Raw genomic sequence first — 23286 nt, 5'->3', positions numbered from 1 at the left:
GACTTCCCATGGAACGCACCGTCGTCGTCGCCATCACCGAGGGCCTGCACGCCCGGCCCGCCGCGCTCTTCGCCCAGAAGGCGGGCCAGCAGCCGGTGCCCGTGAAGATCGCCAAGGCCGGCGGCGACGCCGTGGACGCCGCGAGCATCCTCGGCATCATGACGCTCGGTGCCGGCGCGGGCGACGAGGTGGTGCTGCGCACCGACGACGACGGCGACGACGCCACCGCCGCCCTCGACGCCCTCGTCGAGTTCCTCTCCCAGGAGGCCGTGGCCTGACGGACGGGGCCCCACCCGTACGGCAGGGCAGCGCTCACCTCGCTGGTTGAGCCTGTCGAAACTCGTGCACGGGTTTCGACAGGCTCAACCAGCGACCGGGGTCTCGACAGGCTCGACCAGCGACCGGGGTCTCGACAGACTCGACCAGCGGGTGGTCAGAGGCCGAGGGGCTCCAGGACGTCGGCCAGCTCGCGCCGGACGGCGGCGCGGGCGGCGTCGGCGCCGGGCTGCTCCAGCGCCACGCGCGCCAGGTCGCGGCACCGCGAGAACGTGACCTCCGCGAGCACCGCCGCGACGTCCGCGAGCGCCCGCGGCGTCATGGACAGCGACCGCACGCCCAGCCCGACGAGCACGGGGGCCAGCACGGCGTCCGCGGCCGCCTCCCCGCACACGCCGACCGGGCGGCCACGGGAGTGCGCACCCTCGCAGGTGGCGCGCACCAGCTCGAGCACGGCCGGCTGCCACGACGTGGACAGCGCGGCGAGGTCGCCGAGCATCCGGTCGGCCGCCATCGCGTACTGCGTGAGGTCGTTGGTGCCGATGCTGCCGAACGTGGCGTGCTCGAAGACCCACCGCGAGCGCAGCGCGGCCGCGGGCACCTCGACCATCGCGCCGGCGCGCGACAGCCCGTGCCGCTCGCACGCCGCGACGAACGACCGCGCCTCGTCGGCGGTGGCGACCATCGGCGCCATGACCCAGACCTCGGCCTCCTCGGCCGCGGCGGCCTCGGCGATCGCCCGGAGCTGCCGGTCGAGCACCTCGGGGTGCTTGGCGGCGGTGCGGAGCCCGCGGACGCCGAGCGCCGGGTTGGGCTCGTCGGCGGCGGTGACGAAGGGCAGCGGCTTGTCCGCCCCCGCGTCGAGGGTGCGCACCACGACCTTGCGGCCGGCGAACGCCCCGAGCACGCCGCGATAGGCCGCGACCTGCTCGTCGACGGTCGGCTCGACGTCGCGGCCGAGGAAGCAGAACTCGGTGCGGAACAGGCCCACGCCCTCGGCGTGCGCCGCGACCGCGGCCTTCGCGGCCTCCGGGTCGGCGACGTTGGCGAGCAGCTCCACCCGGTGTCCGTCGGCCGTCCGGCCGTGGCCGTCGAAGGTGCGCTCCACGCGGACGGCGTCCCGCGCGGCCTCGACCTCGGCGTCGGACGGGTCGCGCAGCACGGTGCCCGCGCCGCCGTCGACGACGACGGTCTCGCCCTCGGCCAGCTCCTCGGCCCCGTGCACCGCGACGACGGCGGGGATGCCGAGCGCGCGGGCGAGGATCGCGGTGTGCGACGTCGGGCCGCCGCCGCTGGTGACGACGCCGACGACGACCGCGGGGTCGAGCGTCGCCGTGTCGGCGGGCGCGAGGTCCTCCGCGACCAGCACGAAGGGGTGCCCCGGGGAGGGCACGCCCGGCGGGCGCACCCCGGTGAGCTCGGCGACGATCCGGTCGCGCACGTCGCGCACGTCGCGGGCCCGCTCGGACAGCGGCGGGCCGAGCGGCTCGAGCTGCGCGGCGAGCGCGTTCGCGGCGTCCCACACGGCGCGCTCGGGGGTGGAGGACCCCTCGCGCACGCGCCGCTCGGCGTCGGAGGCCAGCGTCGGGTCGGCCGCCATCGCGGCGGTCACGGCGAGCACGTCCGCCGCCGTCCCGGTGGCCTCGGCCGCCTGCGCGGTGAGGCGGTCCTGGACGGCCCGGGTCGCGGCGCCCAGGCGGGACACCGCGTCGTCGGCACCGGCGGCGTCGGCGACGCCGGACGTGTCGGTCGTCGCCGGGGGCTCCGGGACAGGGGCCGGCATCGTCACGACGACGCCGGCCACCCGCCCGGGGCTCACCGGGGCACCGGTGAGGGTGGTGCTCATCAGGCCGAGCCCTTCTCCCTCGCGCCGACCGAGGCGCGGTCGGGCGTCCCCGCGGAGGCGTCCGCCGGGGCCGCGGCGGCCTCCTCGCGCTCGGCGGCGACCTGGTCGCCCGCCACGGCGGCCGCCGCCTCCGGGTCGTCCTCGCGGCCCGGCGTCCGCAGGTTCCACTTGGTGATGACGAACCGGAAGAGGAAGTAGTAGATGGCCGCGTACCCGAGGCCGATCGGGATGAGCAGCAGCGGCATCTCGGCGATGCGGAAGTTGAGCAGGTAGTCGATGACGCCGGCGGAGAAGCCGAACCCGTCGCGGATGCCGAGCGCGTTGACGAGCGCCATCGACGTGCCGGTGAGCACGGCGTGGATCGCGTACAGCGGGTAGGCCACGTAGACGAACGCGAACTCGAGCGGCTCGGTGACGCCGGTGACGAAGGCGACCAGCGCGGCCGAGCCCATGACGCCGGCGATGACCTTGCGGTTCTGCGGCTTGGCCGTGTGGATGATGGCGAGCGCGGCGGCCGGGAGGGCGAACATCATGATCGGGAAGAAGCCGGTCATGAACGTGCCCGCGGTCGGGTCGCCGTGCAGGAAGCGGGCGATGTCGCCGTTCCACACGCCGCCGTTGGCGTCGGTGTAGGAGCCGAACTGGAACCAGGGCAGCGAGTTGAGCAGGTGGTGCAGGCCGATCGGCACGAGCAGCCGGTTGAGGGTGCCGTAGACGAACGCGCCCAGCACGGTGGAGCCGGTGACGAACCCGCCGATCTGGTCGTTGATGAGCCAGTTGAACGCCGGGTAGATCAGGGCGCCGACGACGGCGATGAGCACCGACATCCCCGCGGTGACGATGGGGACGAAGCGCCGGCCGCCGAAGAACGCGAGGTACTGGGGGAGCTTGATCCGGTAGTACTTCTGGTAGAGCACCGCCGCCGTGAGGCCGATGACGATGCCGCCGAGCACGCCGTAGTCGATCATCAGCTGCTCACCGTTGTCGTCCAGCCCGAGGACGTACGGGGACAGCACGTCGGTGACGCCCGTGAAGACGAGGTAGCCGATGAGCGCGGCGAGAGCCGTGGACCCGTCCGACTTGCGGGCGTAACCGACCGCGACGCCGAGCGCGAAGATCATCGCCAGGTTCGCGAACAGGGCGTTGCCCGCCGCCCCGAGGACGTCGGCCACCGGCTGCATCCACGAGAACGTGCCGGCGACGCCGGCGGGCCCGCCGAGCATGTCGGGCTGGCCCAGGCGCAGCAGCAGCGCGGCGGCGGGCAGCGAGGCGATGGGAAGCATCAGCGAGCGGCCGACCCGCTGTAGCTGCGCGAAGCCGGGGATGCCCCTCTTCTGCTTGGTCTCTGCGACCGTGGTCATGGTTCTCCTCCGATGGATGGCCCGGGGGCGGGCATGTCCTGCAGGGCGGGGCCTGCGTCGTCCGGCGGCAGTGTCGCGACGTCGGTGCGGGCGTCATTGCCGGTGCTCCACACGCTGCCACCGGCAGGTTGTCTGGACCACTTGCAGGAAGAGTGGTCTAGACCTCATGATGTGTCAACCCCGCGCTTCGGCCGGGGAGGAACGGTTCGGACGGAACCCCGGGCGCGAGGCCCGATACTGGTCCCGATGTCGGACACCACGCTGATCGATGCCGATCACCAGGCAGGACAGGACACGACGATGGTCAGGGACGGCGCTCGCGGTGGCGAGCACAAGTACCTCGCGGTGCGCGCGCACCTCGCCGGCCTCGTCACGTCCGAGCTCTCCGTCGGGGACGCGATCCCCTCCGAGCGCAGCCTCACCGAGCAGTTCGGGGTCTCGCGCATGACCGTGCGCCAGGCGATCGACGCGCTCGTCACCGAGGGCGTGCTCGAGCGCGCGCAGGGCCGCGGCACGTTCGTCGCCCCGCCCCGCGCCGACTTCGAGATGCGGCTCACCACCTTCGGCGAGGAGGCCCGCCGCCGTGGCCTCCGACCCGGCGCCACCGTGCTGCGGTGCGAGGAGCTGCCCGCGCCGGCCCCCGTCGCCGAGGCCCTCGACCGCGAGGCCGGCACCCCCGTGCACCACGTCGTCCGGCTACGCACCGCCGACGGCAACCCCATGAGCATCGAGGACTCGTGGATCCCCGTCGACCTCGCCCCCGGCCTGCTCGACGACGGCGTCCCCGAGAGCCTCTACGCCGCCCTGCGCGAGCGCGGCCTCGACCCGACCTGGGGCGAGGAGGTCATCACGGCCGCCGACGCCACCCCGGAGGAGGTCGAGTCCCTGCAGATGCAGACCTCGCGCGCCGTCATGCGGACCGCGCGCCGCACCTTCGGCGGCGACGCCGCGATCATGTACTCCCGCGCCTGCTACCGCGGCGACCGGTACAGCGTCTTCGTGCCCCTGCGCGAGGCGCGACCGACGCTGGTCCCGCGCACCCGCCCCGCCGACGGCGACGCCGGCGGCCCCGTCCAGCCCGGACGCATCCCCGAAGGGAGCCCCCGATGAGCACGCCCTCCAGCGATCCCGACGCGCAGCTCGCGGCCTCGATCCTCGCCGGCCTCGGCGGGGTGGCGAACATCGAGGAGATCGACCCGTGCACCACCCGGCTGCGGTCCCTCGTCAAGGACCCCGACCTCGTCGACGCCGCGCTGCTGAAGCGCGCCGGCGCGTTCGGCGTGATGATCAACGGGCGGGTCGTGCAGGTGGTCGTCGGCCCGCGCGTCGACACGATCGCCTCGGACCTCGCCGAGCTCATGTGAGCCTCGGGTGAGCGCGACCGCCCCGTCTCCGACCTTCTCCAGCAGGAACGACCAAGGAGCACCATGAGCAAGGCACAGCAGATCCTCGACGCGCTCGGCGGCGACGACAACATCGTCGACCTCGAGCCCTGCATCACCCGCCTGCGGGTCGAGGTCGAGGACCCCGCCAAGGTGAACGACGCCGCCCTCACCGCGGCCGGCGCCATCGCCGTCGTGCACTCGGGCATCGCCGTCCAGGTGATCGTGGGCCCGGAGGCCGACACCCTCGCCTCCGACATCGAGGACCTGCGCTGATGACGGCGCTGACCGTGCTCGCGCCCGTGACCGGCACCGTCGTCGACGTGTCCGAGGTGGAGGACCCGGTGTTCTCCGCCGGCCTCGTCGGCCCCGGCCTCGCGATCGAGCCCGACGGCGTCCGCGGGAACGAGGCGGTCTCGCCCATCACGGGCAGGATCGTGAAGCTGCACCCGCACGCGTTCGTCGTGCAGCACGACGACGGCCGCGCCGTGCTGGTGCACCTCGGCATCGACACGGTCAAGCTCGGCGGCGACGGCTTCACGACGCACGCCTCCGAGGGCGACGTCGTGCAGCGCGGCACCGTCCTGGTCTCCTGGGACCCGACGGCGGTGCGCGAGGGCGGCCGGTCCGCCGTCTGCCCCGTCGTCGCGCTCGAGGCCACGCCCGACGCCGTCGACAGCCTCGCGCAGGTCGGCACCCTCGTCGAGCACGGCGAGGACCTGCTCACCTGGGGCTGAGCCCCGCCGAGATAGAGAGGCCGGGACAGGGCCGCAACCGAATGCGGTCCTGTCCCGGCCTCTCTATCTCGCGGGTCGACCTCTCTATCTCGGCGCCAGGGAGACGCCCAGCGCCTCGAGCACCGCGTCGATCGGGTTGCAGTACGTGAGGCCCGAGCCGTCCGAGCCGCCCGTCTCCGAGCCGGCGAAGAGCAGGCCCAGGGCGACGCCGTCCTCGCGGTAGACCAGCGACCCGGAGTCGCCGCCGCGGGAGAACGCGCCGGCGACGCCCTCCACCTCGATCTGGTGGTCGAACGACAAGGCGCCGAGCTCCTCGCCGTACCCGACGACGACGTCGTCCATCTCGATGGCCGTCACCCGACCCTGCGTGAGCGCCGTGGTGCGGCCGATCTTCGCCACGGACTCGCCGCCCGCCGCGACGGCGGTCGTCGTGACCCGCCCCACCGGGTAGGTCGGGTCGGTCCCGATGCCGTCGTCCAGGAGCGCGAGGGCGGCGTCCACGGTGGCGGGCTCCCCCGCGGCGAGAGGCACCACCTGCGCGAGGGTGCCGACGCGGTCCGCCGGGGCGCGGCCGCCGTCGGCCGGCCCCGGCTGCACGACGACGTCGCCCACCTGCGCGGACGGCGACCCCGCCAGCACGTGGAAGTTGGACAGCACGTAGCGCGCGGCGTCGGCCTTGGCGACGAACGCGCCGAGCGTGCCCGCGGTGACGTCCACGTGCGCGACCGACACCCCCGGCCGCAGCGGCCGCACCCGGTCGGTCTCCCCCGCGGCCTGCGCCGTCACGACCGGCGGCCGGGGGCGCACGCCGTCGGCGAGGGTGCGGATGCGGCCGGTGCGGCGCACGTCCACGGAGTCGCCCGCCTCGGCGGCGAGCTTGCGCGCGAAGGACCGCGCCGTCGGGACGCCGAGCCGGTACCGCACCGCGATGGCGTAGCCGCCCTCCCCCTGCGGCGCGAGGCCGAGCGAGAGGGTCGGTGCGCGCACGACGTCCGCAGGGGTCGCGGCGTCGCCCACCGCGTACGGGCCGACCGGGACGCCGTGACGTTCGGCCAGGTCACGGGCAAAGTCGGACAGCTGTGCCTTGGTCTCGCGCGCCTGGGTGAGGTCCATGCGGCGAGTCTGCTGCAGACCGGTGACACACCCCGTGTCACAAACCGGCGAGTCGGACATCTCTCCCTGGCGTGAGACCCGCACCATCGATCGCGCCCGAGACCCACGACGTCGGCCGCGCCCTCTGCTGGGCGCTCGACCACGACCTGTACGCCCTCATCGAGCACCGCCAGGTGGCCCACCTCGGCGTCGCCGCCCGGCGGCGCGCCGACGCCCTCATCGTGCTGAGGTGGCAGCGCGCCGCCGCGCGGTCAGGCGCGCAGTAGGCGCCCGACGCCGAGCCGGCGCCCGCGCGCGGTGACGAGCGCCGCCAGGGCGAGGCCGCCCAGGCCCCACAGCACCACGAGCGTGACGCCTATCGCGAGGCCGCCCGCCTCGGGCACCACCACGGCCGTCAGGGCGTCGCGGGCGGCGCCGATCGGCAGCGCGTCGACCAGCCCCTGCAGCACGGTGGGCACGGTCGCCACGATGCCCGTGGCGATGAGGAGGACGGCGATCAGCAGGCTGATCCCGCGCCCGAGGTTGCCCAGCCAGCCCAGGAAGCCCTGGTGGACGGCGACGAAGGCGACCGACGCGACCGCGCCCACGATGATCGACCCGAACCAGCCGCCGATGTCGAGGTTCTCCACCGCGGCGAGGATCACGCCCACGGCGGCGCCCGTCGCCGCCCCGACCGTCGCCGGCAGGGCGAACGCGGACAGCGCCAGCCGCAGCGAGTCGCGCGTCGAACCGAGGGCTCGCGCGACCACCGGCGGGAACACGGTCATGAGGGCCAGCGCCCCGAGCCACAGCGCCACGACGGCGAACAGCGGGCCCGACGCGCCCGTGCTGATGCCGGACTGCGAGGGCGTCGCGACGGGCTCCGCGACCACCGACGACAGCGTCTGCCGCTGGTCGTCCGTGTACGTCGGGATCGAGGCCTTGGTCTTCCCGAGCCCGGAGGCCAGGTCGTCCGTGCCCGACGCGAGCTGCCCGACGCCGGAGGACAGGTCGTCCGCGCCGGACGCGAGGTCCGCGTTGCCCGACGCGAGCTCCCCGACCCCGGAGGACAGGTCGGAGGCGCCCGAGGCGACGCCGTCCGCGCCGGTCGCGAGCTGACCCACCCCGGCGGACAGGTCCGAGGCGCCCGAGGCGACGCCGTCCGCGCCGCCCGCCACCTGCGTCGCGCCGCCCTGCAGGGTGCGCAGGCCGTCGGCCAGGTCCCGGTTGCCGTCGGCGATGCCCTCGATCCCCGTCACGACGCCCTCGGCGCCCGTGGCGAGCTTGTCCGTGGACGTGGCGAGGGTGTCGAGCTGCGTGCGCGCGTCGACGATGCCGTCGACGGTGTCCTGGACGGCGTCGGAGTTGGTCTGCATCTCCTGCATCAGGTCGGCCAGCGCCGTGCACGCGTCCGACGTCGGGCGGACGTCGCACCGGAGCGCGGCGTTCGCGGCCTCGGCGAACTCGTCCGCACGGCCCTGCGCGTCGGCGAGGGACTCCTCGATGGCGTCCACGTCGGGGACGAGGTCGTCGACCGCCGCGGCCTGGTCGGCCAGCGCGCGGTTGCCGTCGGCCACCTGCTGCGCCCCCGCGGCGAGGTCGTCGCCGCCCGAGGCGAGGTCGTCGGCGCCGTCCGCGCTCTCGCCGATGCCGCCGGCGATCCCGCGCGCGCCGTCCGCGACCTGTCCCGCGCCGTCGGCCAGGTCGGACGCGCCGGACGCCGCGGTGCCGGCACCGGAGGCCAGCTGTCCTGCGCCGTCCGCGAGCTGGTCCGCGCCGTCCGCGGCCTGGTCCGCGCCGTCCGCGAGCTGGTCCGCGCCGTCCGCGAGCTGGTCGGCGCCGTCGGCGGACTGTCCGGCGCCGTCCGCGAGCTGGTTGGCGCCGTCCTCCGCCTGGCCGATGCCGTCGGCGAGCTGGTTGAAACCGACGAGCACGTTGTCCACGTAGGTCTCGGTGAGCGAGCTCGACATCACGTTCGTCGCGGTCGCGGCGACCACGCGCGCGAGCGCGTCGTCGGCCACGCGGCCGCCGGGCGGGGTGCTGACGTCGATGGTGGCCTGCACCGCCTTCGACGGGTCGTCGCCGCCCATCGACGTCGCCGCCGCGGAGAAGTCCTTGGGGATCGTCACGACGGCGGAGTAGGTGCCGTCCGCCAGCCCGGACTTCGCACTGTCCTCGTCGGTGATGGTCCAGTCGAAGTTGGTGGCGTCCGCGGCGGGCTGCGCGGCCTTCGCGCCGTCGGCGGTCTCGCCGCCGCTCACCAGCCCGGACGCGAGCTGGCGCCCGAGCGGCACGGTCTGGCCGTCCACCGTCACCGGCTCGTCGAGGTTGACGATGGCGGCCGGCACCTGGTCGAGCCGGTCCTGCGGGTTCCACAGCGCGGCGAGCAGCAGCCCGAGCACCATGATCGGCAGCAGCGCGACGGCGGCGATGCGCCACGGGTTGCGGCGCGCCGCGGAGTCGATGGTCGGGGCGGTCATGCCCGCACCTCCTGCACGTGGGTGTCGTCGTCGTTCGAACCGCTGGTCGAGCCTGTCGGGACCCCGTCCCGGGGCTCGACAGGCTCGGCCGGCGCTGGGCTCTCGACAGGCTCGACCAGCGGGGCGGGCGGGGGCACGTCGGCCCCCGTGAGCACGCTCGGCGCGCCGAAGCCCGCCCCGACGTCGAGCACGGCGACGTCACGGCCCGTGCCGTCGTCGAGCAGGTCGGTCGCGGCGACGCCGCTGGCGCCGAGCAGCACCGCCGCCCCGCCGCGCTGCGCCCGCGCGAGCGCGGCGGAGAGCGCCTCGCGCGCCGGGAGGTCGGCGACGGCGTCGGTGCGGTCCACGACGACGACCTGCGCGCCGTCGCGCACGGCGGCGTCCACGGCGGGGGCGGGGCGTCCGCGCTCCGCGAGGGCGTCGACGAGGGCGACGCGGCCACGCACCGTCATCGAGCGCTCGGGCAGCACCAGCCCGGTCACCTTGACCGCGCCGTCGTCGAGCGCCATCCGCCCCGAGAGCGCCAGCAGCAGCGCGGACACCGGGGCGGACGCGTCGCCGTGCACGCACAGCGCGCCGCCCTGCGGCACCCGCACGCTGACCGGCCCCACGACGGGGGCGCCCCGGTCCGCGCCGTCCGGGCCGGCGACCACGAGGTCGCGCGCGGCGACCGCGTCCGTGGTGTCCGGCTCGGGCCACGAGGAGAGCCGCAGCTCCTTGGTGAGGCCCTCGCCCTCGACGTCGAACGTGGGCAGCGCGCGGTCGAGCCAGCGCGGCATGTGCCACGCCCGGTCGCCCAACAGGGCGAGCACGGCGGGCACCAGCGTCATCCGCACGACGAACGCGTCCACCAGCACGCCGACCGCGAGGCCGAGCGCGATCGGTTTGAGCGTCATGTCTCCCTCGGGCACGAACGCGACGAAGACGGCGAACATGATGACGGCGGCGGCGGTGACCACCTTGGCCGACCCGAGGAACCCGGAGCGCACGGCCTTGCGGGCGTCGCCGCCGTGCACGTAGTCCTCCCGGATACGGGAGACGAGGAAGACCTCGTAGTCCATCGCCAGGCCGAACAGCACGCCCATGAGGATGATCGGCATGAAGCTGATGACGGGGCCCAGCTTGGTGACGTTGAGCGCGTCGGCGAGCACGCCGTTCTCGAACACCAGGGTCACCACGCCGAACGCCGCCCCGACGGACAGCAGGTAGCCGAGCGACGCCTTGATCGGCACCCAGATCGAGCGGAACACCATCGTCAGCAGCACCAGCGAGAGCCCGACCACAACGAGGGCGAACGGCAGCAGCGCGGCGCCGAGCTTGTCGGAGACGTCGATGCCCACCGCGGCGAAGCCCGTGACGGACAGGTCGACGCCGTACTTGTCGAGGAAGTGGTCGTGCTGGTCGCGGATCTCGTTGACGAGGTCCTTGGTCTCCTCGGACGTGGGCCCGCCCTCGGGGATCACCTGGACGATGCCGGTGTCGGCGGAGGGGTTGGGCGTGGACAGCGGCACGTCCGCGACGCCGGGGAGCGTGCCGATCTCGTCGCCGAGCTCGTTCATGAGCTTCACCGGGTCGTTGCTGGTGACGATCGAGCCCGTGACGATCAGGGGGCCGTTGAAGCCCTCGCCGAACTCCTCGCCCACGAGGTCGTAGGTGACCCGGGCGCTGTTGTCCTCGGGCAGCGTGCCGGCGTCCGGCAGGGCGAGGCGGAGGTTGGTGGCGGGCCAGGTGAGGGCCGCGATGGCGCCTACGACCAGGACGATCGTGAGCACGGGGAAGCGGGTGGCGCCGCGCACCCAGCCGTCGAAGAACCGGTTGCGGCGCACGCCGTCGTCCGGCGCCGCGGCAGCGCGCTTGGCCTTGCTCGTGCGCGTGGCCTTGCTCGTGCGCGTGGCCTTGCTCGTGCGCGTGGCCTTGCTCGTGTCCTTGGCCTTGCGCTCCCGGGGCGCGTGCGGCCGCAGCCGCTCACCGGCGAACGACAGCAGCGCGGGCAGGAGCGTGAGCGACACGAGGACGGCGACCCCGACGGCCACGGCGGCGGCGATGCCCATGACGGTGAGGAACGGGATGCCCGCGACGCCGAGGCCGACCAGGGCGATCATCACGGTGAGGCCGGCGAAGATCACGGCCGAGCCCGCGGTGGCGACCGCGCGCGCGATCGACTCGTCGACGCCGAGCCCGGCCGCGAGCTGCTCGCGGTGCCGGGACACGATGAACAGCGCGTAGTCGATGCCCACGGCGAGGCCGAGCATGAGGCCGAGCATCGGCGTCGTCGAGTTGATCGGGCCGAACACGGTGGCGGCGAGCAGCAGGAGCATCGACACCCCGACGCCCATGAGCGCGTTGATCAGCGGCAGGCCGGCCGCCACGAACGACCCGAGGGTGATGATGAGGACGACGAGGGCCACGACGACGCCGATCGCCTCGATGATGCTCAGGGCCGGGAACTCGACGCTGAACAGCTCCCCGCCCAGGCTCGCCTGGGAGCCGGCCGGCAGGGCGGCGGCGAGGTCGTCGGTCGCGGTGTGCAGCGCGTCCTTCGTGTCCTCGGTGATGACGGACTGGTCGCCGTCGAGCTGGATGGTCAGCAGCGTGGCCTGCTTGTCGTCGCTGACCGACGCGGGCGTCTGGTCGTCGTAGGGCGACGTGACGGCGGCGACCTGGTCGAGGTCCCCGATGTCGTCGACGGCGTCCTCGACCGGCCCGCGCACGGCGGACTCCTCGATGGTGGAGCCGTCCGGCGCCACCACGATGATCTGCGCGGACGACCCGCTGACCTGCGGGAACGTGGCGGCGAGGCTGTCGAGCGCGTCCTGCGACTCGGTGCCGGGGATCGTCACGGAGTTGTCGAAGCCCTGGTAGAGCAGACCGCCGGCGGCCCCGACCAGGGCCAGCACCACGACCCAGCCGAGGACGACGAGCCGTCGGGTCCGGGCGGCCCAGCGGCCGAGGGAGTAGAGGACGGAGGACACAGGCTCTCCCGGGACGACGGAGCAGGGGTTCGATACGGCACTGTATCCGATGCACGAACGTATCCGATACGTCGCTGTATTGGCTACAGTGAACCCGGCCGGGCACGCTGCCCGCACCCGGCCGACACCCCTGGCGGACCCGAGGAGGACCCCCTGCCCACCGAGAGCGTGGCCCCCGACGAGGCTACGGCCACCCCCGGCCTCTCGCCCCGCCGCGAGCGCACCCGCGCGCGGCTGCTGGACGCCGCGTTCGAGGTGTTCGCGCAGGTCGGCGTCCAGGCCGCGGCGATCGAGGCCGTCTGCGAGGCCGCCGGATTCACCCGCGGCGCCTTCTACTCGAACTTCGCGAGCAAGGAGGAGCTCTTCCTCGCCCTCACGGAGCGGGAGGCCCGCAGCCACCTCGGCGCCCTCGAGCGCGCGGTGTCGACGGTGGACCCGGCCGCCCTGAACACCCCCGACGGGTTCCGCGCCACCGTGCGCAAGGTCATCGCGTCGGTGCTGCCCGACCCGGCCGCCAAGTCGTCGTGGTGCGTCATGGAGCTCGAGTTCGAGCTGCTCGCGTTGCGCGACCCGCAGGTCGCGCAGCGCTACGTGGACCAGCAGCACCAGCTCCGCGAGGAGATGATCGCGGCGCTGAACCGCGTCATGGCCACCCTCGGCCTGCGCTTCGCGATCGACGAGCACGTCGCCATCGACCTGCTCCTCGGCGCGCACGAGGCCGGCCAGCGCGCCGCGATGCTGCCGGCCGCCGCCGCCCGCCGGGACGCCAGCACCATGCTCGAGGTCCTCGTCGACCTCATCGTCGCCCCCGCTGGTTGAGCCTGTCGAAACCCCGCTGGTCGAGCCTGTCGAAACCGGGTTTCGACAGCCTCGACCAGCAATTCGTCAGAGGTAGGCGGGCAGCTCCGACTCGGCGCCGAGGACGTGCTCGCCGAGGTACGCCAGCACCACCTGGTACCAGACCTTCGCGTGCTGGGGCGCGAGCACCCAGTGGTTCTCGTCGGGGAAGTAGAGGAAGCGGTGCACGGTGCTGCCGTCGTCGTCGGCGGGCAGGCCCGACGTCGTGAGCAGCTCCTGCCACAGCCGCAGGCCCTCGCCGACGGGCACGCGGTAGTCCTTGTCGCCGTGGATCACCAGCATCGGGGTGCGGATCTCGGCGACGGACCGGTGCGGGCTGTTGGCCTCCGCCATCTCGGGCGTCATCTCGCGCTGCCAGTAGTAGCCGTGGTCCGTGGTGGGGCCGAACTGGTCGAGCGCCCACAGGCTGGCGTGCGTGACGATCGCACGGAAGCGGTCCGTGTGCCCGGCCACCCAGTTGGCCATGTAGCCGCCGAACGACCCGCCCATGGCGGCGGTGCGCGACGCGTCGATCTCGGGCAGGGTCTCGACGGCGTCGGTGATCGCCATGAGGTCGGTGAACGGCGCGCCGCCCCAGGCGCCCCAGCCGCGCTGCACGAACTCCTGGCCGTAGCCGGTGGACAGCGCCGGGTCGGGCAGCAGGACGGCGTAGCCGCGGGCGACCATCAGCCACGGGTTCCAGCGCCAGCTCCACCCGTTCCAGGAACCGAGCGGGCCGCCGTGGATCCACAGCAGCAGGGGCGCCCCGCTGGTCTCGACAGGCTCGACCGACGGGGCGGGGAGCGCGAGCCAGGCGCGGACGCGCGCGCCGTCCGCCGTCGTCGTCTCCACCTCGGTGAGGGTGCCGGGCAGCGCGGGGGCCGGCACGGGGCCGCGCAGCGCGACGGCGGCGACGGGCGTGCGCCCGCCCGCGTCGCCGGACGCCGCGAAGCCGGCGAGGTCGATCCGCACCGGCTCGGGCGGCGCGGCGTAGCTGGTGCGCAGGGCGTACAGGGCGGACCCGTCGGGCGCGACCCGCACGTCGGAGAACGTCGCGTCGTCGGACGTCACGCGCTCCACGGTGACGGGCTCGCCCGCTCCGGGGCCGCCGGCGCCGAAGGTCAGCAGGAACACCGGCCCGCGGCCGTCCTCGTCCGCGGTCACGACGAGCCCCGACCCGTCGGGCAGCCACGCGACGGACGTCGGCCAGCGGTCCCAGTCGTCGGCGAGGATCTCCGGGTCGGCGTCGGCGTCGTCCAGCCGGACGAGGCCGAGCCGCACGACCGGTGCCTCCTCGGGCGTCGTGATCGTCTCCGACCCGAAGGCGATCCACCGGCCGTCCGGGGAGACGGCCGGGCCGAAGACCTCGGCGTCCGGGTCGTCGACCAGGACGCGGCGCTCCCCCGTCGCGGTGTCGACCGCCACGAGGACCGTGCGGCGGGCGGCGCCGGGGTCGGCCACGCCCCACGTCGCGACCAGCGTGCCGCCGTCCGGGGCGAGGGCCGCGTCGTGCTCGTCCAGCTGCCGGCCCGGCCCGGTGAGCTGCCGCAGCACCCCCTTGTCGGTCGAGCTCGTCGAGACCACGCCGCTGGTCTCGACGGGCTCGACCGACGAAAGGACGAACCGGCGCTCCTCGTCCGGCCCGAGGTCGTGGTCCCAGTGCCGCACCGGGTAGCCGGCGTGCAGGATCGCCGAGAGCTTGCGGTCGGTGCGCCCGGCGCGCAGCTCCTTGTCCTCGGTCAGGTCGGCCGCGCGCGGCAGCACCGGGACGGAGACGGACACGACGTCGGCCTCGCGGGCGGCGAGCACCCCGCCCACCCCGCCGGGCGCCGTCGCCACGACATGCGCCTCGCCGCCGCCGGCCGGCAGCATCCACAGCGCGGACCTCGGCTCCTCGTCGTCCTTCTCCGCCGCCGGGTCGGGGCGGGCGGACGTGAACAGCACGTCGCCCGACGCCGCGAACACGGCCGACGACTCGCCCTTGCGGCTGCGCGTGAGCCGGCGCGCCGGGGCCGAGCCCGTCGGGTCGACCTCCCAGACGGCCGTCGTCCAGCCGGTGCGCTTCGCGTCGAGGGTCTGGACGGTCGTGACGAGGCGCGTGCCGTCCGGGCTCAGCGCGAGCCCGCCGACTCGCGGGAGCTCCAGGTAGCGGTCGAGGTCGTGGAAGGGCGTGGGCGCCGGGGTGTCCTGAGTCACGCGCCCGGTCTACCACAGCGGTCGGCGAACGGGCGGTCGACACCGTCATCGCGCGTCCTGGGCCCGATCGCGGTGCCAACCGCCTGTTCGGCGCCGCCGTAGAAGCGGGCGAACGCGTCGACAAGACGCCGCGACGACTCCGCCATCGCGCTCCACGTCATCCCCGCGACGTGCGGGGTGAGGATCGCGTGCGGGTTGCCCGCCAGCGGGGTCGCGAACCGCTCGCCCTCGGCCTCGAAGACGTCGATCGCGGCCGCGGCCGGCCCCCGGTCGGGCGCCCGCAGAGCGGCGTCCAGGGCCGCCTCGTCCACGACCCCGCCCCGCGCCGTGCTGACGAGCAGCGAGCCCGGCCGCATGGCGTCGATCTCCGGGGCGCCGAGCAGGCCACGGGTTCCGGGGGTGAGCGGCACGTGCAGGGAGACGACGTCGCACGACGCGAGCAGGGCGCCGAGCGAGTCCCCCCGGTCGACGCCCCACTTCCGCGCCGCCGCGGCCGTGAACCGCGGCGACCCGAGCACGGCCACCGACGCACCCAACGCCCGGGCGAGCCGTGCCACCTGCCGCGCCGTCGCGCCGGCGCCGACCAGGCCCACGCGGCAGTCCGCGAGCCCGCGCGCGGGCCCGGGAGCGACGGCGTCGGCCCACCGGCCGGCATGCAGCCTCGCGCTCCGGCGCGACACGCCTCGCAGCCCGTCGAGCATCAGCGCGAGCGTGTGCTCGGCGACGGCGGCGGCGTTCGCGCCCGGCGTCGCGAGCACCTCGACGCCCAGCCGTCGGCACGCGGCGAGGTCGACCGTGTCGATCCCCGACGCGGCGCGCCCGACCACGCGCAGCGGCTGCTCGAGCGACGGCGCCGCGAGGCGGCCCAGCACCGACGCGTCGAAGGGGAGACCGGCCCGGAACTTCACGGCGCTGTACCCCGACGCGCGCTCGGCGGCGTCCACCAGCGCGGCGCCGTCGAACCCGTCGAGGTCGACCAGGTCGGCGTGCTCGGCGAGCGCCGCGCGCTCGCGGGCGTCCGGCACCCGCCGCACGTTGACGGTGGGTTCGAGGCCGAGGGCCCGCAGGGCGCGCAGCTCCGCCGGGCCCAGCGCCCCCGGCGCGGGGTCCACCACGAGCACGCGGGGCAGGGTCGGTCGTCCGGACATCACGGGCACGGTACCGGCGGGCCCGCCGACCATGCAGTAGCGCTCGGAATCCCGGCCACTGTCCGAGCACAGGTGCATGGTCGGCGGGCCGGACCAGGGCCCACGGGGAACGCGGGATGAACGTTCGCTGAACTTGTTCGCCAGGGCGCTCCCTGCGGTTGAGCAGGCCCGCCGTCATCGGGCACGGTCTCGTCGTGAGACCGCCGTCGCCCCGCACCTCCCACCTCCCGCCGCTGCCCGCCACCGCCGACCTCGTCGTCGTGGGAGCCGGGATCGTGGGCCTCGCGCACGCACTGGAGGCGCACGCCCGCGGGCACTCCGTGCTGGTCGTCGAGCGCGACCCGCGGCCCGACGGCGCGTCCGCCCGGCGCAGCGGCCACGTGGCCGTCACGACGCAGGACGCCGCGACCCTGTCGTGCGCGCTCGCGTCGCGCGAGCGCTGGCTCAAGCTCGGCCGGGAGGCCGGGTTCTGGGTCAAGGACACGGGCGCCGTGGTGGTCGCGCGGTCGGCGGACGAGCTGGCCGTGCTGGACGACCTGGTGGCGGCGCGCGACGGCGACGCGCGGCTGCTCGACGCCGCGCAGGCCGCCGAGCGCGCCGGCCTGGCCGAGGGCGTCGCCGTCGGCGGCGCGTTCCTGCCCCTCGACCTGCGGGTCGACCCGCGCGACGCGCTCCGCGCCCTCGCGGCCGCGCTCGACTCGCGCCCCCGGGCCGACGTCGCGTGGTCCACGACGGCGCTCACCTTCGAGGCCGGCACCGGCCGCACGCTGGTGCGCACGTCGCGCGGCGAGGTCGTCGCCCGGCGGGTGCTGGTGGCGGTGGGCGCGGACGTCGACCGCTTCTTCCCCGACGACGCGGCGCGCGCCGGGCTGCGGCACGACGTCCGCCAGGTGCTGCGCGTCGCGACACCGGGGCGGGCGCACGACCCGGCGGGGCCCGCCGTCCTGGGCGGCACGACCCTGCTCCGTGACGCCGCCTACGCCCACAGCCCCGCGCTGGCCGACGTGCGCGAGCGGCTGCGCACCAGCGCCCCGGAGCTGCTGGACGCCGACGTCCATCTGGCGTTCACCCCGCACTCCGGCCCGGACGGCGACTCGCTGCTCCTCGGCGAGACGCGCCGCCCCGACGCCGAACGGCGCGCGGACGCGGGTCTCGACCGCCACCCCGAGCGGTCCGAGGCCGCCGACGCCCTGCTGCTGCGGGAGGCCGAGGCCCTGCTCGGGCGGCCGGTCGAGGTGCGCCAGCGCTGGTCCGTGCCCGGCGTGGCGGTGCCGCGCCCCCGCCGCGGGCCGTTCGCCGGCACCCCGTTCGTCGTCGTCGACCCGGCGCCGGGGGTCACCACGGTGACCGTCGCGGACGGGCTGGGCACGACGACGGCACTGGGCCTCGCGGCGAAGGTCGTCGACGGGCTGCTGTGAGGCCGAGGTAGTGCGAATCTCCTCGAGGTAGTGGACTGGACCACTACCTCGCGGAGATTCGCACTACCTCACGGGCTTCCGGACTACCTCGCGGAGTTGTGAACTACCTCGCGGAGTTGTGAACTACCTCGGCGGCTGCTTCTCGTCGCGGTCGGCCATCTTCGCGAGCATCTCGTTGTACGCGGTGAGCTCGGCGTCGCCGTCGCGGTCGGCCTTGCGGTCGCGGCGGCGCGCCTCGCGCTCGTCGGACGTCGTCCACTGCACGGCGACGGCGATGGCGAGCGCGAGCGTCGGCAGTTCGCCGATGCCCCACGCGACGCCGCCGCCGCGCTGCTGGTCGTCGATCGCGGGCAGCCCCCACGGGCGGCCCATGTTGCCGAACCAGTCCGCGACGAGCAGCGAGGTCCCGGAAGTGAGCACGACGCCGAAGAAGGCGTGGAACGCCATCGTCGCGAAGAGCAGCAGCAGCCGCTGCGGGAACGGCGGCCGCTTGGGCCCCGGGTCGATGCCCACCAGGGCGTTGGCGAACAGGTACCCCACCAGCGTGAAGTGCACGATCATCCACACGTGCCCGGCGTGGTTGCGCAGGGCGAACTCGAACGCCGGCGTGTAGTAGAACGCGATCATGCCGCCGGCGAAGAGGACCGCGGCCACCACGGGGCGGGCCAGGAACTGGCCGACGCGGGAGTGCACCAGGCCCAGCACCCACTCGCGCGGCCCGCGGCTGCCGTCCTTGCGGGCCGGGATCGCGCGCAGCAGCAGCGTGACGGGGGCGGCCAGCACGAGGAACAGCGGCACCAGCATCGCCAGGACCATGTGCTGCACCATGTGGCCGCTGAAGATCACGTGCCCGTACACGGCCGGGCCACCGCTGGTCACCCAGAACATCACGACCATGCCCAGGCACCACGACACCGTGCGGCCCACCGGCCACGTGTCCCCGCGCCGCGCGAGCCGCGCCGCCCAGCGGAGATAGACCACGAGGCCGGCCACGCACGCGAACGCCAGCAGCGGGTCGAGGCTCCACTCGGTGAACCAGCGGGCCATGGTCGGCTCGGGGGGCAGCGCCTCGCCGGTGAGCTGGAACGCGGGCGAGACGTCGACCGGCACCTCGTCGGGCACGGGCGGGGCGGTGGAACCCAGCGCCACGGCCACCCCGGAGACGGCCCCGATGACGAGCAGCTCGACGGAGAGCAGCCGCCAGAAGAGCCGGCGGACGGCGACCGCCCCGGCGGCCTTGCCCAGCCGGTCCACGACCCACATCCGGTGCGCGAACCCGAACGCGCCGAGCGCCACCATGAGCACGGCCTTGGTGAGCAGCAGCACCCCGTACGGGGTGAGCAGGTCGCCGAACGACCCCATGCGGATCCACGCGTTGAGCACGCCGGAGATGCCCACGGCGGCGAAGCACCACCCCGCGACCGGGGAGAACCGCGCGACGGCGGCCGCGGCGGTGCGCCCGTCGTCGCGCCCGTCCCCGCGCTCGTCCCCACGGGTCAGGACGACGACCAGCAGCGCCCCGAGGCCGCCCACCCACACGGCCGCGCCAACCAGGTGCAGCAGCATCGCGCCGACGGCGAGCTCGTGGTCGGCCGCGCCGGAGGCGTGCCCGGTGGTGGACTGCATGGCCAGCGCCGCGACCGGCAGGGCCGCCGTCCACAGGGCGCCCACCGGCCCGCGCACGGCCATCGCCAGGGCCGAGGTGACCGCGGCGACCACGATGATCGCGAGGTAGAGCCTGCCGAGGTCGAGGTCCGTGACGAACTGCGCCAGGCCCTGCCCGAACGCCGGCGAGGCGAGCGAGGTGCCCGAGATGTTGGCGTAGCGCAGCACGAGCTGCGCGACGGCGGCCACCGCCCACACGGCGCTCGCCGCGCCCGCACCGGTGAGCACGCGCGTCTGGGCGCGGCCGGGCGGCACCAGGCACGCGGCCGTGAGCAGCGCCCCGAGCGTCACGGAGACGCTCAGCTCGGTGAGCACGGTGGTCACGGGCAGCCCGTAGCGGACGACCGCGCCCGGGTCGGTGAACCCGCTCAGCGCCTGGAAGGCGCCCGAGTAGGCTCCGCCGCACAGCACGGCGAGGACGGCGACGAGGACGGCTGCGGGCCCGGCGGCGACGAGCCACCAGGGCCGCGGCGGCACGCTCGGGGTACCGCCCGGCCGCTGCACGGCGGGGGCTGCGGAGGTCACCCGTCCAGCCTATGGGCGGCGGCGGGCGGCCCGGGACGCCTCCGGTGTGAGACTCACCTGCCCGATCGACTTCTTCCCAATCCAACGATTATCGATTACTCTCCAAGACGTCACTCCAGACCGGACGTCACTCCACAGTCGTAGGCCACGTCGCAGGCACGCACGGGAGCGTGCCGCGGGCGTCGGGCAACCCGAGAGGATCAACGATGATCAAGCACCGCACCCTGGCGAGCGTGGGCACCCTCACGGTGGCCGCCCTCGCGCTCACCGGCTGCGCCGGCTCCGACGACGACGGCGGCTCCGGCGGCACCACCGAGGTGAGCATGCTCGTCAACGTCACCCCGAACCTCACCGAGGACTACTGGAACGAGCTCGTCAAGCCGTTCGAGGACGCCCACCCGGACATCGACGTCGTCGTCCAGAACCCGGGTGCCGAGGGCGTGGCCGCCGCGCTCCCCCGCCTGCTCACCGCGGGCGACGCGCCGGACGTCGTGCAGTCGATGCCCCCGACGGTCGACCTCGCGCCCGAGCTGGTCGACCTGTCCCAGTACGACTGGGCCACCGGCGGGCCGCTGGCCGACCAGTACTCGATCGACGGCAAGTACTACATGGCCGGGATCGGCTTCCAGCTGCAGAGCCTCTTCTTCTACAACAAGACCGCGTTCGAGGAGGCCGGCATCTCCGAGGTGCCGACCACGGTCGAGGAGCTCACCGCCGACCTCGGCAAGCTCAAGGACGCGGGCTGGACGCCGCTGCAGACCGGCGGCGACTGGATGTCCAGCCACTCGATCCAGGCCCTCGGCCTGCCGACGATCATCGCCGAGAACCCGGACTGGTTCGCGCAGATGAGCTCGGGCGACGTCACGTTCTCCGACACGTACGGCGACACGGTCGCCACCTACGCGGACTGGGTCGCCCAGGGCTACATCCCCAAGGACTCCCTCGGCATCAAGTACCCCGACGCCGAGCAGGCGTTCCTCTCGGGCAAGAGCGCGATCTACCCGATGGGCAGCTGGTTCGCCGGCACCGAGGCCAAGGCGGAGGACAAGGCCGAGATCGGCGTCTTCGCGGCCCCCGCCGTCGACGGCGTCGCCGGCCCCGCCATGGGCGCGAACATCGCCAGCCCGTACTCGATCCTCCAGGCGAGCGAGAGCCAGGACGCGGCGGCCCAGCTCGTCGAGTTCCTCGTGACCGACCAGGACGCGGTCGCCAGCCAGCTCGAGGTCGACGGCAACTTCCGCGACGGCTACGAGTACGAGATGGACGACCTGGGCAAGGAGCTGCAGCAGATCGTGGCGGACACCCCCGCCGAGTCGTACACCCCGACCGGCCAGGGCTACGGCGAGCGCACGCTCCCGACGGGCTACTCGGACGAGATCAACGCGCAGACGCAGGCGCTCATCGGCGGCACCTCGGCCGACAAGGTCGACGGCGCGATGGACGACTGGTTCGCCTCCACCGCGGGCTGACGATGGCTGCCACCCTCTCCCCCGCCCGCGCGGGCCGCCGTCCGGCGGCACGCGTGTGGCGCGACCGCCTGCCCGGCATCGTCATGGGCGGCCCCGCCGTCCTCGTCTTCCTGGCGATGTTCATCGTGCCGATGATCCTGGCGTTCGTGCTGAGCCTGACCGACTGGAACGGTTACAGCCTGCGCTTCACGTTCATCGGCCTCGACAACTACGCGGAGGCCTTCCGCAACCCGCGCACGGTGGACGCCGCGGTCTTCACGGGCGTCGTCGCGTTCTGCGGCACGGTCCTGTGCAACGGCGTCGGCCTGCTCATCGCCGCCCTCATCGCGGGCAACAGCAGCGCGAACACGGTGCTGCGCACGATCTTCTTCTACCCGTACATCATCAGCGCACTGATCATCGGGTTCCTGTGGTCGGCGATGCTCGCGCCGGAGGGCGCCGTCAACGGCCTGCTCGGGCACCTCGGCGTCGCGCCCGTGCCGTTCCTCACCGAGGTCGCCTTCGCCAAGGCGAGCGTGATCCTCACGATCGTGTGGTCGCACTTCGGCTTCAACATGATCCTGTTCCTCGCGGGCATCAAGTCGGTGCCCACCGAGTACTACGAGGCCGCCACCGTGGACGGCGCCTCGAGGTGGCAGCAGTTCCGCCACGTGACGCTGCCGCTCATCGCCCCCGTGTTCACCGTGAACCTGGTGCTCACGCTGGTGGGGCTGCTCAAGGTCTACGACATCGTGCTGGCCCTGACCGACGGCGGACCGGCCGGGTCGACCCAGACGATCGTGTACCAGGTGCTGCGGGACTCGTTCGCCCAGTCCGAGCTCGGGTTCGGCGCGGCGCAGTCCGTGATCCTGCTGGTCGTGACGGCGGTGCTCGGGCTCGCGGTGACGTTCGCGCGGCGCGGCGCGGAGAAGAAGGTGGCCGACTGATGGCGACGACGACACCGATGACGACGCAGGCGGCGCCCGCGAGCGCCACCCCGCCCCGGGCGGCCCCGGCACGACGGCCGACGGCACCGACCGCCCCGCGACCTCCCGCCGCCGGCGTCCCCGGCCCCGCCCGGCCACCGTCGTGAAATGGGTGGTGCTCGGCCTCGCGGCGCTGGTCATGCTCGTGCCGCTCTACATCATGGTGATCAACGCCTTCAAGCCGCAGGACGCGATCATCTCGTCGCCGCTGGCGATCACCCCGGACACGTTCAGCCTGGAGTACCTGCAGGCCGCCCTCACCAGCGAGAAGTTCAACGTGGTGCGGGCGTACGGCATCACGCTGCTGTTCGTCGCGCTGGTCAACGTGTGCGGGATCGCGCTGGCCGCGCCGGTCGCCTACGTCATCGCGCGCGGCCGCTCCAAGTGGCACCTGGGGCTGCTGCTGCTCTTCGTGTCCGGGCTGTTCATCCCCGGCCAGGTGACGCTGATCCCCGTGGTCTTCGTGCTGCGGGTGCTGGGGCTCATCAACACGATCCCCGGCTTCATCCTCTTCGAGACGGCGGCGACCCTGCCGGTGACGATCTTCCTGTTCGCCGCCTACCTGCGCACCGTGCCGCGGGAGATCGACGAGGCCGCGGCGCTGGACGGCGCGGGCAAGATCCGGGCGTTCTGGTCCTGCGTCTTCCCGATCATGAAGCCGGTGGTCGCGACGATCGTCGTGCTGAACTCGATCAGCGTCTGGAACGACTTCGTCAGCCCGCAGATCATCCTGGGTCCGGGCTCCGGCATCTACACCGTGACGACGGGCGTGTACGCCGCCGTCGGCGAGTTCTCCACCGACTACACCACCGTGTTCCCGACGCTGCTGCTCGCGGTCACCCCGGCGATCCTGTTCTTCGTCCTCATGCAGCGGCACATCATCGGCGGCCTGGTCGCCGGGGCGACGAAGGGCTGAC

The 23286-nt window shown here is 74.2% G+C and carries 19 protein-coding genes; 11 read left to right on the top strand and 8 right to left on the bottom strand.

What is annotated here, in order from left to right:
* The first annotated feature begins 8 nt into the window (after positions 1-8).
* On the top strand, positions 9-278 hold the full coding sequence (locus ACQFYA_RS02730) for an HPr family phosphocarrier protein (protein WP_499121410.1): 270 nt from the start codon (positions 9-11) through the stop codon (positions 276-278).
* Between the two features lie 155 nt (positions 279-433).
* Here ACQFYA_RS02730 and ptsP read toward each other — a convergent pair whose 3' ends face one another.
* Together ptsP and ACQFYA_RS02720 are read right to left on the bottom strand one after the other, a co-directional pair.
* Complete coding sequence (gene ptsP / locus ACQFYA_RS02725; protein WP_499121408.1) at positions 434-2122, bottom strand: phosphoenolpyruvate--protein phosphotransferase; 1689 nt, start codon at positions 2120-2122, stop codon at positions 434-436.
* Positions 2122-3483, bottom strand: coding sequence for a PTS transporter subunit EIIC (locus ACQFYA_RS02720; protein ID WP_499121407.1), 1362 nt, complete (start codon positions 3481-3483; stop codon positions 2122-2124). The genes ptsP and ACQFYA_RS02720 overlap by 1 nt, the downstream gene beginning before the upstream one ends.
* A 246-nt stretch (positions 3484-3729) precedes the next feature.
* Here ACQFYA_RS02720 and ACQFYA_RS02715 point away from each other — a divergent pair, with 246 nt between their 5' ends.
* The 4 genes from ACQFYA_RS02715 to ACQFYA_RS02700 all read left to right on the top strand — a co-directional run bounded on the left by ACQFYA_RS02715 (position 3730) and on the right by ACQFYA_RS02700 (position 5602).
* Positions 3730-4593, top strand: a complete 864-nt coding sequence (locus ACQFYA_RS02715) for a GntR family transcriptional regulator (protein WP_499121406.1) — start codon at positions 3730-3732, stop codon at positions 4591-4593.
* Complete coding sequence (locus ACQFYA_RS02710; RefSeq protein WP_499121405.1) at positions 4590-4847, top strand: PTS sugar transporter subunit IIB; 258 nt, start codon at positions 4590-4592, stop codon at positions 4845-4847. Before ACQFYA_RS02715 ends, ACQFYA_RS02710 begins: the two co-directional genes overlap by 4 nt.
* A gap of 63 nt (positions 4848-4910) precedes the next feature.
* Entirely contained in the window at positions 4911-5141 is a 231-nt protein-coding gene (locus tag ACQFYA_RS02705) for a PTS sugar transporter subunit IIB (protein ID WP_499121404.1), read from the top strand.
* On the top strand, positions 5141-5602 hold the full coding sequence (locus ACQFYA_RS02700) for a PTS sugar transporter subunit IIA (protein ID WP_499121402.1): 462 nt from the start codon (positions 5141-5143) through the stop codon (positions 5600-5602). Before ACQFYA_RS02705 ends, ACQFYA_RS02700 begins: the two co-directional genes overlap by 1 nt.
* Positions 5603-5686: 84 nt before the next feature.
* Here ACQFYA_RS02700 and ACQFYA_RS02695 read toward each other — a convergent pair whose 3' ends face one another.
* Complete coding sequence (locus tag ACQFYA_RS02695; protein ID WP_499121400.1) at positions 5687-6715, bottom strand: chymotrypsin family serine protease; 1029 nt, start codon at positions 6713-6715, stop codon at positions 5687-5689.
* 71 nt (positions 6716-6786) lie between these two features.
* On the opposite strand from ACQFYA_RS02695, the gene ACQFYA_RS02690 reads away from it, so the two are divergent.
* A complete protein-coding gene (locus ACQFYA_RS02690; RefSeq protein ID WP_499121399.1) occupies positions 6787-6981 on the top strand; it encodes a hypothetical protein in 195 nt (64 codons plus the stop codon).
* Here the strand turns inward: ACQFYA_RS02690 and ACQFYA_RS02685 are convergent.
* Positions 6967-9174 (bottom strand): YhgE/Pip family protein, encoded by a 2208-nt coding sequence (locus ACQFYA_RS02685; RefSeq protein ID WP_499121397.1) that lies wholly within the window; start codon positions 9172-9174, stop codon positions 6967-6969. The two genes, ACQFYA_RS02690 and ACQFYA_RS02685, sit on opposite strands and share 15 nt — an antisense overlap.
* The gene (locus ACQFYA_RS02680) at positions 9171-12146 is read right to left on the bottom strand and encodes an MMPL family transporter (protein ID WP_499121395.1); all 2976 of its coding nucleotides are present in this window, start codon (positions 12144-12146) and stop codon (positions 9171-9173) included. Before ACQFYA_RS02680 ends, ACQFYA_RS02685 begins: the two co-directional genes overlap by 4 nt.
* Before the next feature lie 168 nt (positions 12147-12314).
* Here ACQFYA_RS02680 and ACQFYA_RS02675 point away from each other — a divergent pair, with 168 nt between their 5' ends.
* On the top strand, positions 12315-12965 hold the full coding sequence (locus ACQFYA_RS02675) for a TetR/AcrR family transcriptional regulator (RefSeq protein WP_499121393.1): 651 nt from the start codon (positions 12315-12317) through the stop codon (positions 12963-12965).
* A 66-nt stretch (positions 12966-13031) separates the two neighbouring features.
* Here ACQFYA_RS02675 and ACQFYA_RS02670 read toward each other — a convergent pair whose 3' ends face one another.
* Both ACQFYA_RS02670 and ACQFYA_RS02665 read right to left on the bottom strand, forming a co-directional pair.
* The gene (locus tag ACQFYA_RS02670; RefSeq protein WP_499121392.1) at positions 13032-15179 is read right to left on the bottom strand and encodes a S9 family peptidase; all 2148 of its coding nucleotides are present in this window, start codon (positions 15177-15179) and stop codon (positions 13032-13034) included.
* On the bottom strand, positions 15176-16327 hold the full coding sequence (locus ACQFYA_RS02665; RefSeq protein ID WP_499121390.1) for an NAD(P)-dependent oxidoreductase: 1152 nt from the start codon (positions 16325-16327) through the stop codon (positions 15176-15178). Before ACQFYA_RS02665 ends, ACQFYA_RS02670 begins: the two co-directional genes overlap by 4 nt.
* A 194-nt stretch (positions 16328-16521) precedes the next feature.
* Here ACQFYA_RS02665 and ACQFYA_RS02660 point away from each other — a divergent pair, with 194 nt between their 5' ends.
* Complete coding sequence (locus ACQFYA_RS02660; protein WP_499121389.1) at positions 16522-17745, top strand: FAD-dependent oxidoreductase; 1224 nt, start codon at positions 16522-16524, stop codon at positions 17743-17745.
* Between the two features lie 123 nt (positions 17746-17868).
* Here the strand turns inward: ACQFYA_RS02660 and ACQFYA_RS02655 are convergent, their stop codons facing one another.
* Complete coding sequence (locus tag ACQFYA_RS02655) at positions 17869-19935, bottom strand: bifunctional copper resistance protein CopD/cytochrome c oxidase assembly protein (protein ID WP_499121388.1); 2067 nt, start codon at positions 19933-19935, stop codon at positions 17869-17871.
* Between the two features lie 206 nt (positions 19936-20141).
* Here ACQFYA_RS02655 and ACQFYA_RS02650 point away from each other — a divergent pair, with 206 nt between their 5' ends.
* The 3 genes from ACQFYA_RS02650 (at position 20142) to ACQFYA_RS02640 (ending at position 23285) form a co-directional block, all read left to right on the top strand.
* Complete coding sequence (locus ACQFYA_RS02650) at positions 20142-21404, top strand: ABC transporter substrate-binding protein (protein ID WP_499121387.1); 1263 nt, start codon at positions 20142-20144, stop codon at positions 21402-21404.
* Between the two features lie 2 nt (positions 21405-21406).
* Positions 21407-22330, top strand: coding sequence for a carbohydrate ABC transporter permease (locus tag ACQFYA_RS02645; protein WP_499121386.1), 924 nt, complete (start codon positions 21407-21409; stop codon positions 22328-22330).
* A 151-nt stretch (positions 22331-22481) separates the two neighbouring features.
* Positions 22482-23285 (top strand): carbohydrate ABC transporter permease, encoded by an 804-nt coding sequence (locus ACQFYA_RS02640; RefSeq protein WP_499121384.1) that lies wholly within the window; start codon positions 22482-22484, stop codon positions 23283-23285.
* Position 23286 lies beyond the last annotated feature (1 nt).

It is taken from the genome of Promicromonospora sp. Marseille-Q5078, assembly GCF_050315395.1.
In the GTDB taxonomy this organism is placed as follows: domain Bacteria; phylum Actinomycetota; class Actinomycetes; order Actinomycetales; family Cellulomonadaceae; genus Isoptericola.
The sequence above is the reverse complement of the archived record's forward strand: the minus strand, read 5'-3'. Positions and strand labels throughout refer to the sequence as shown.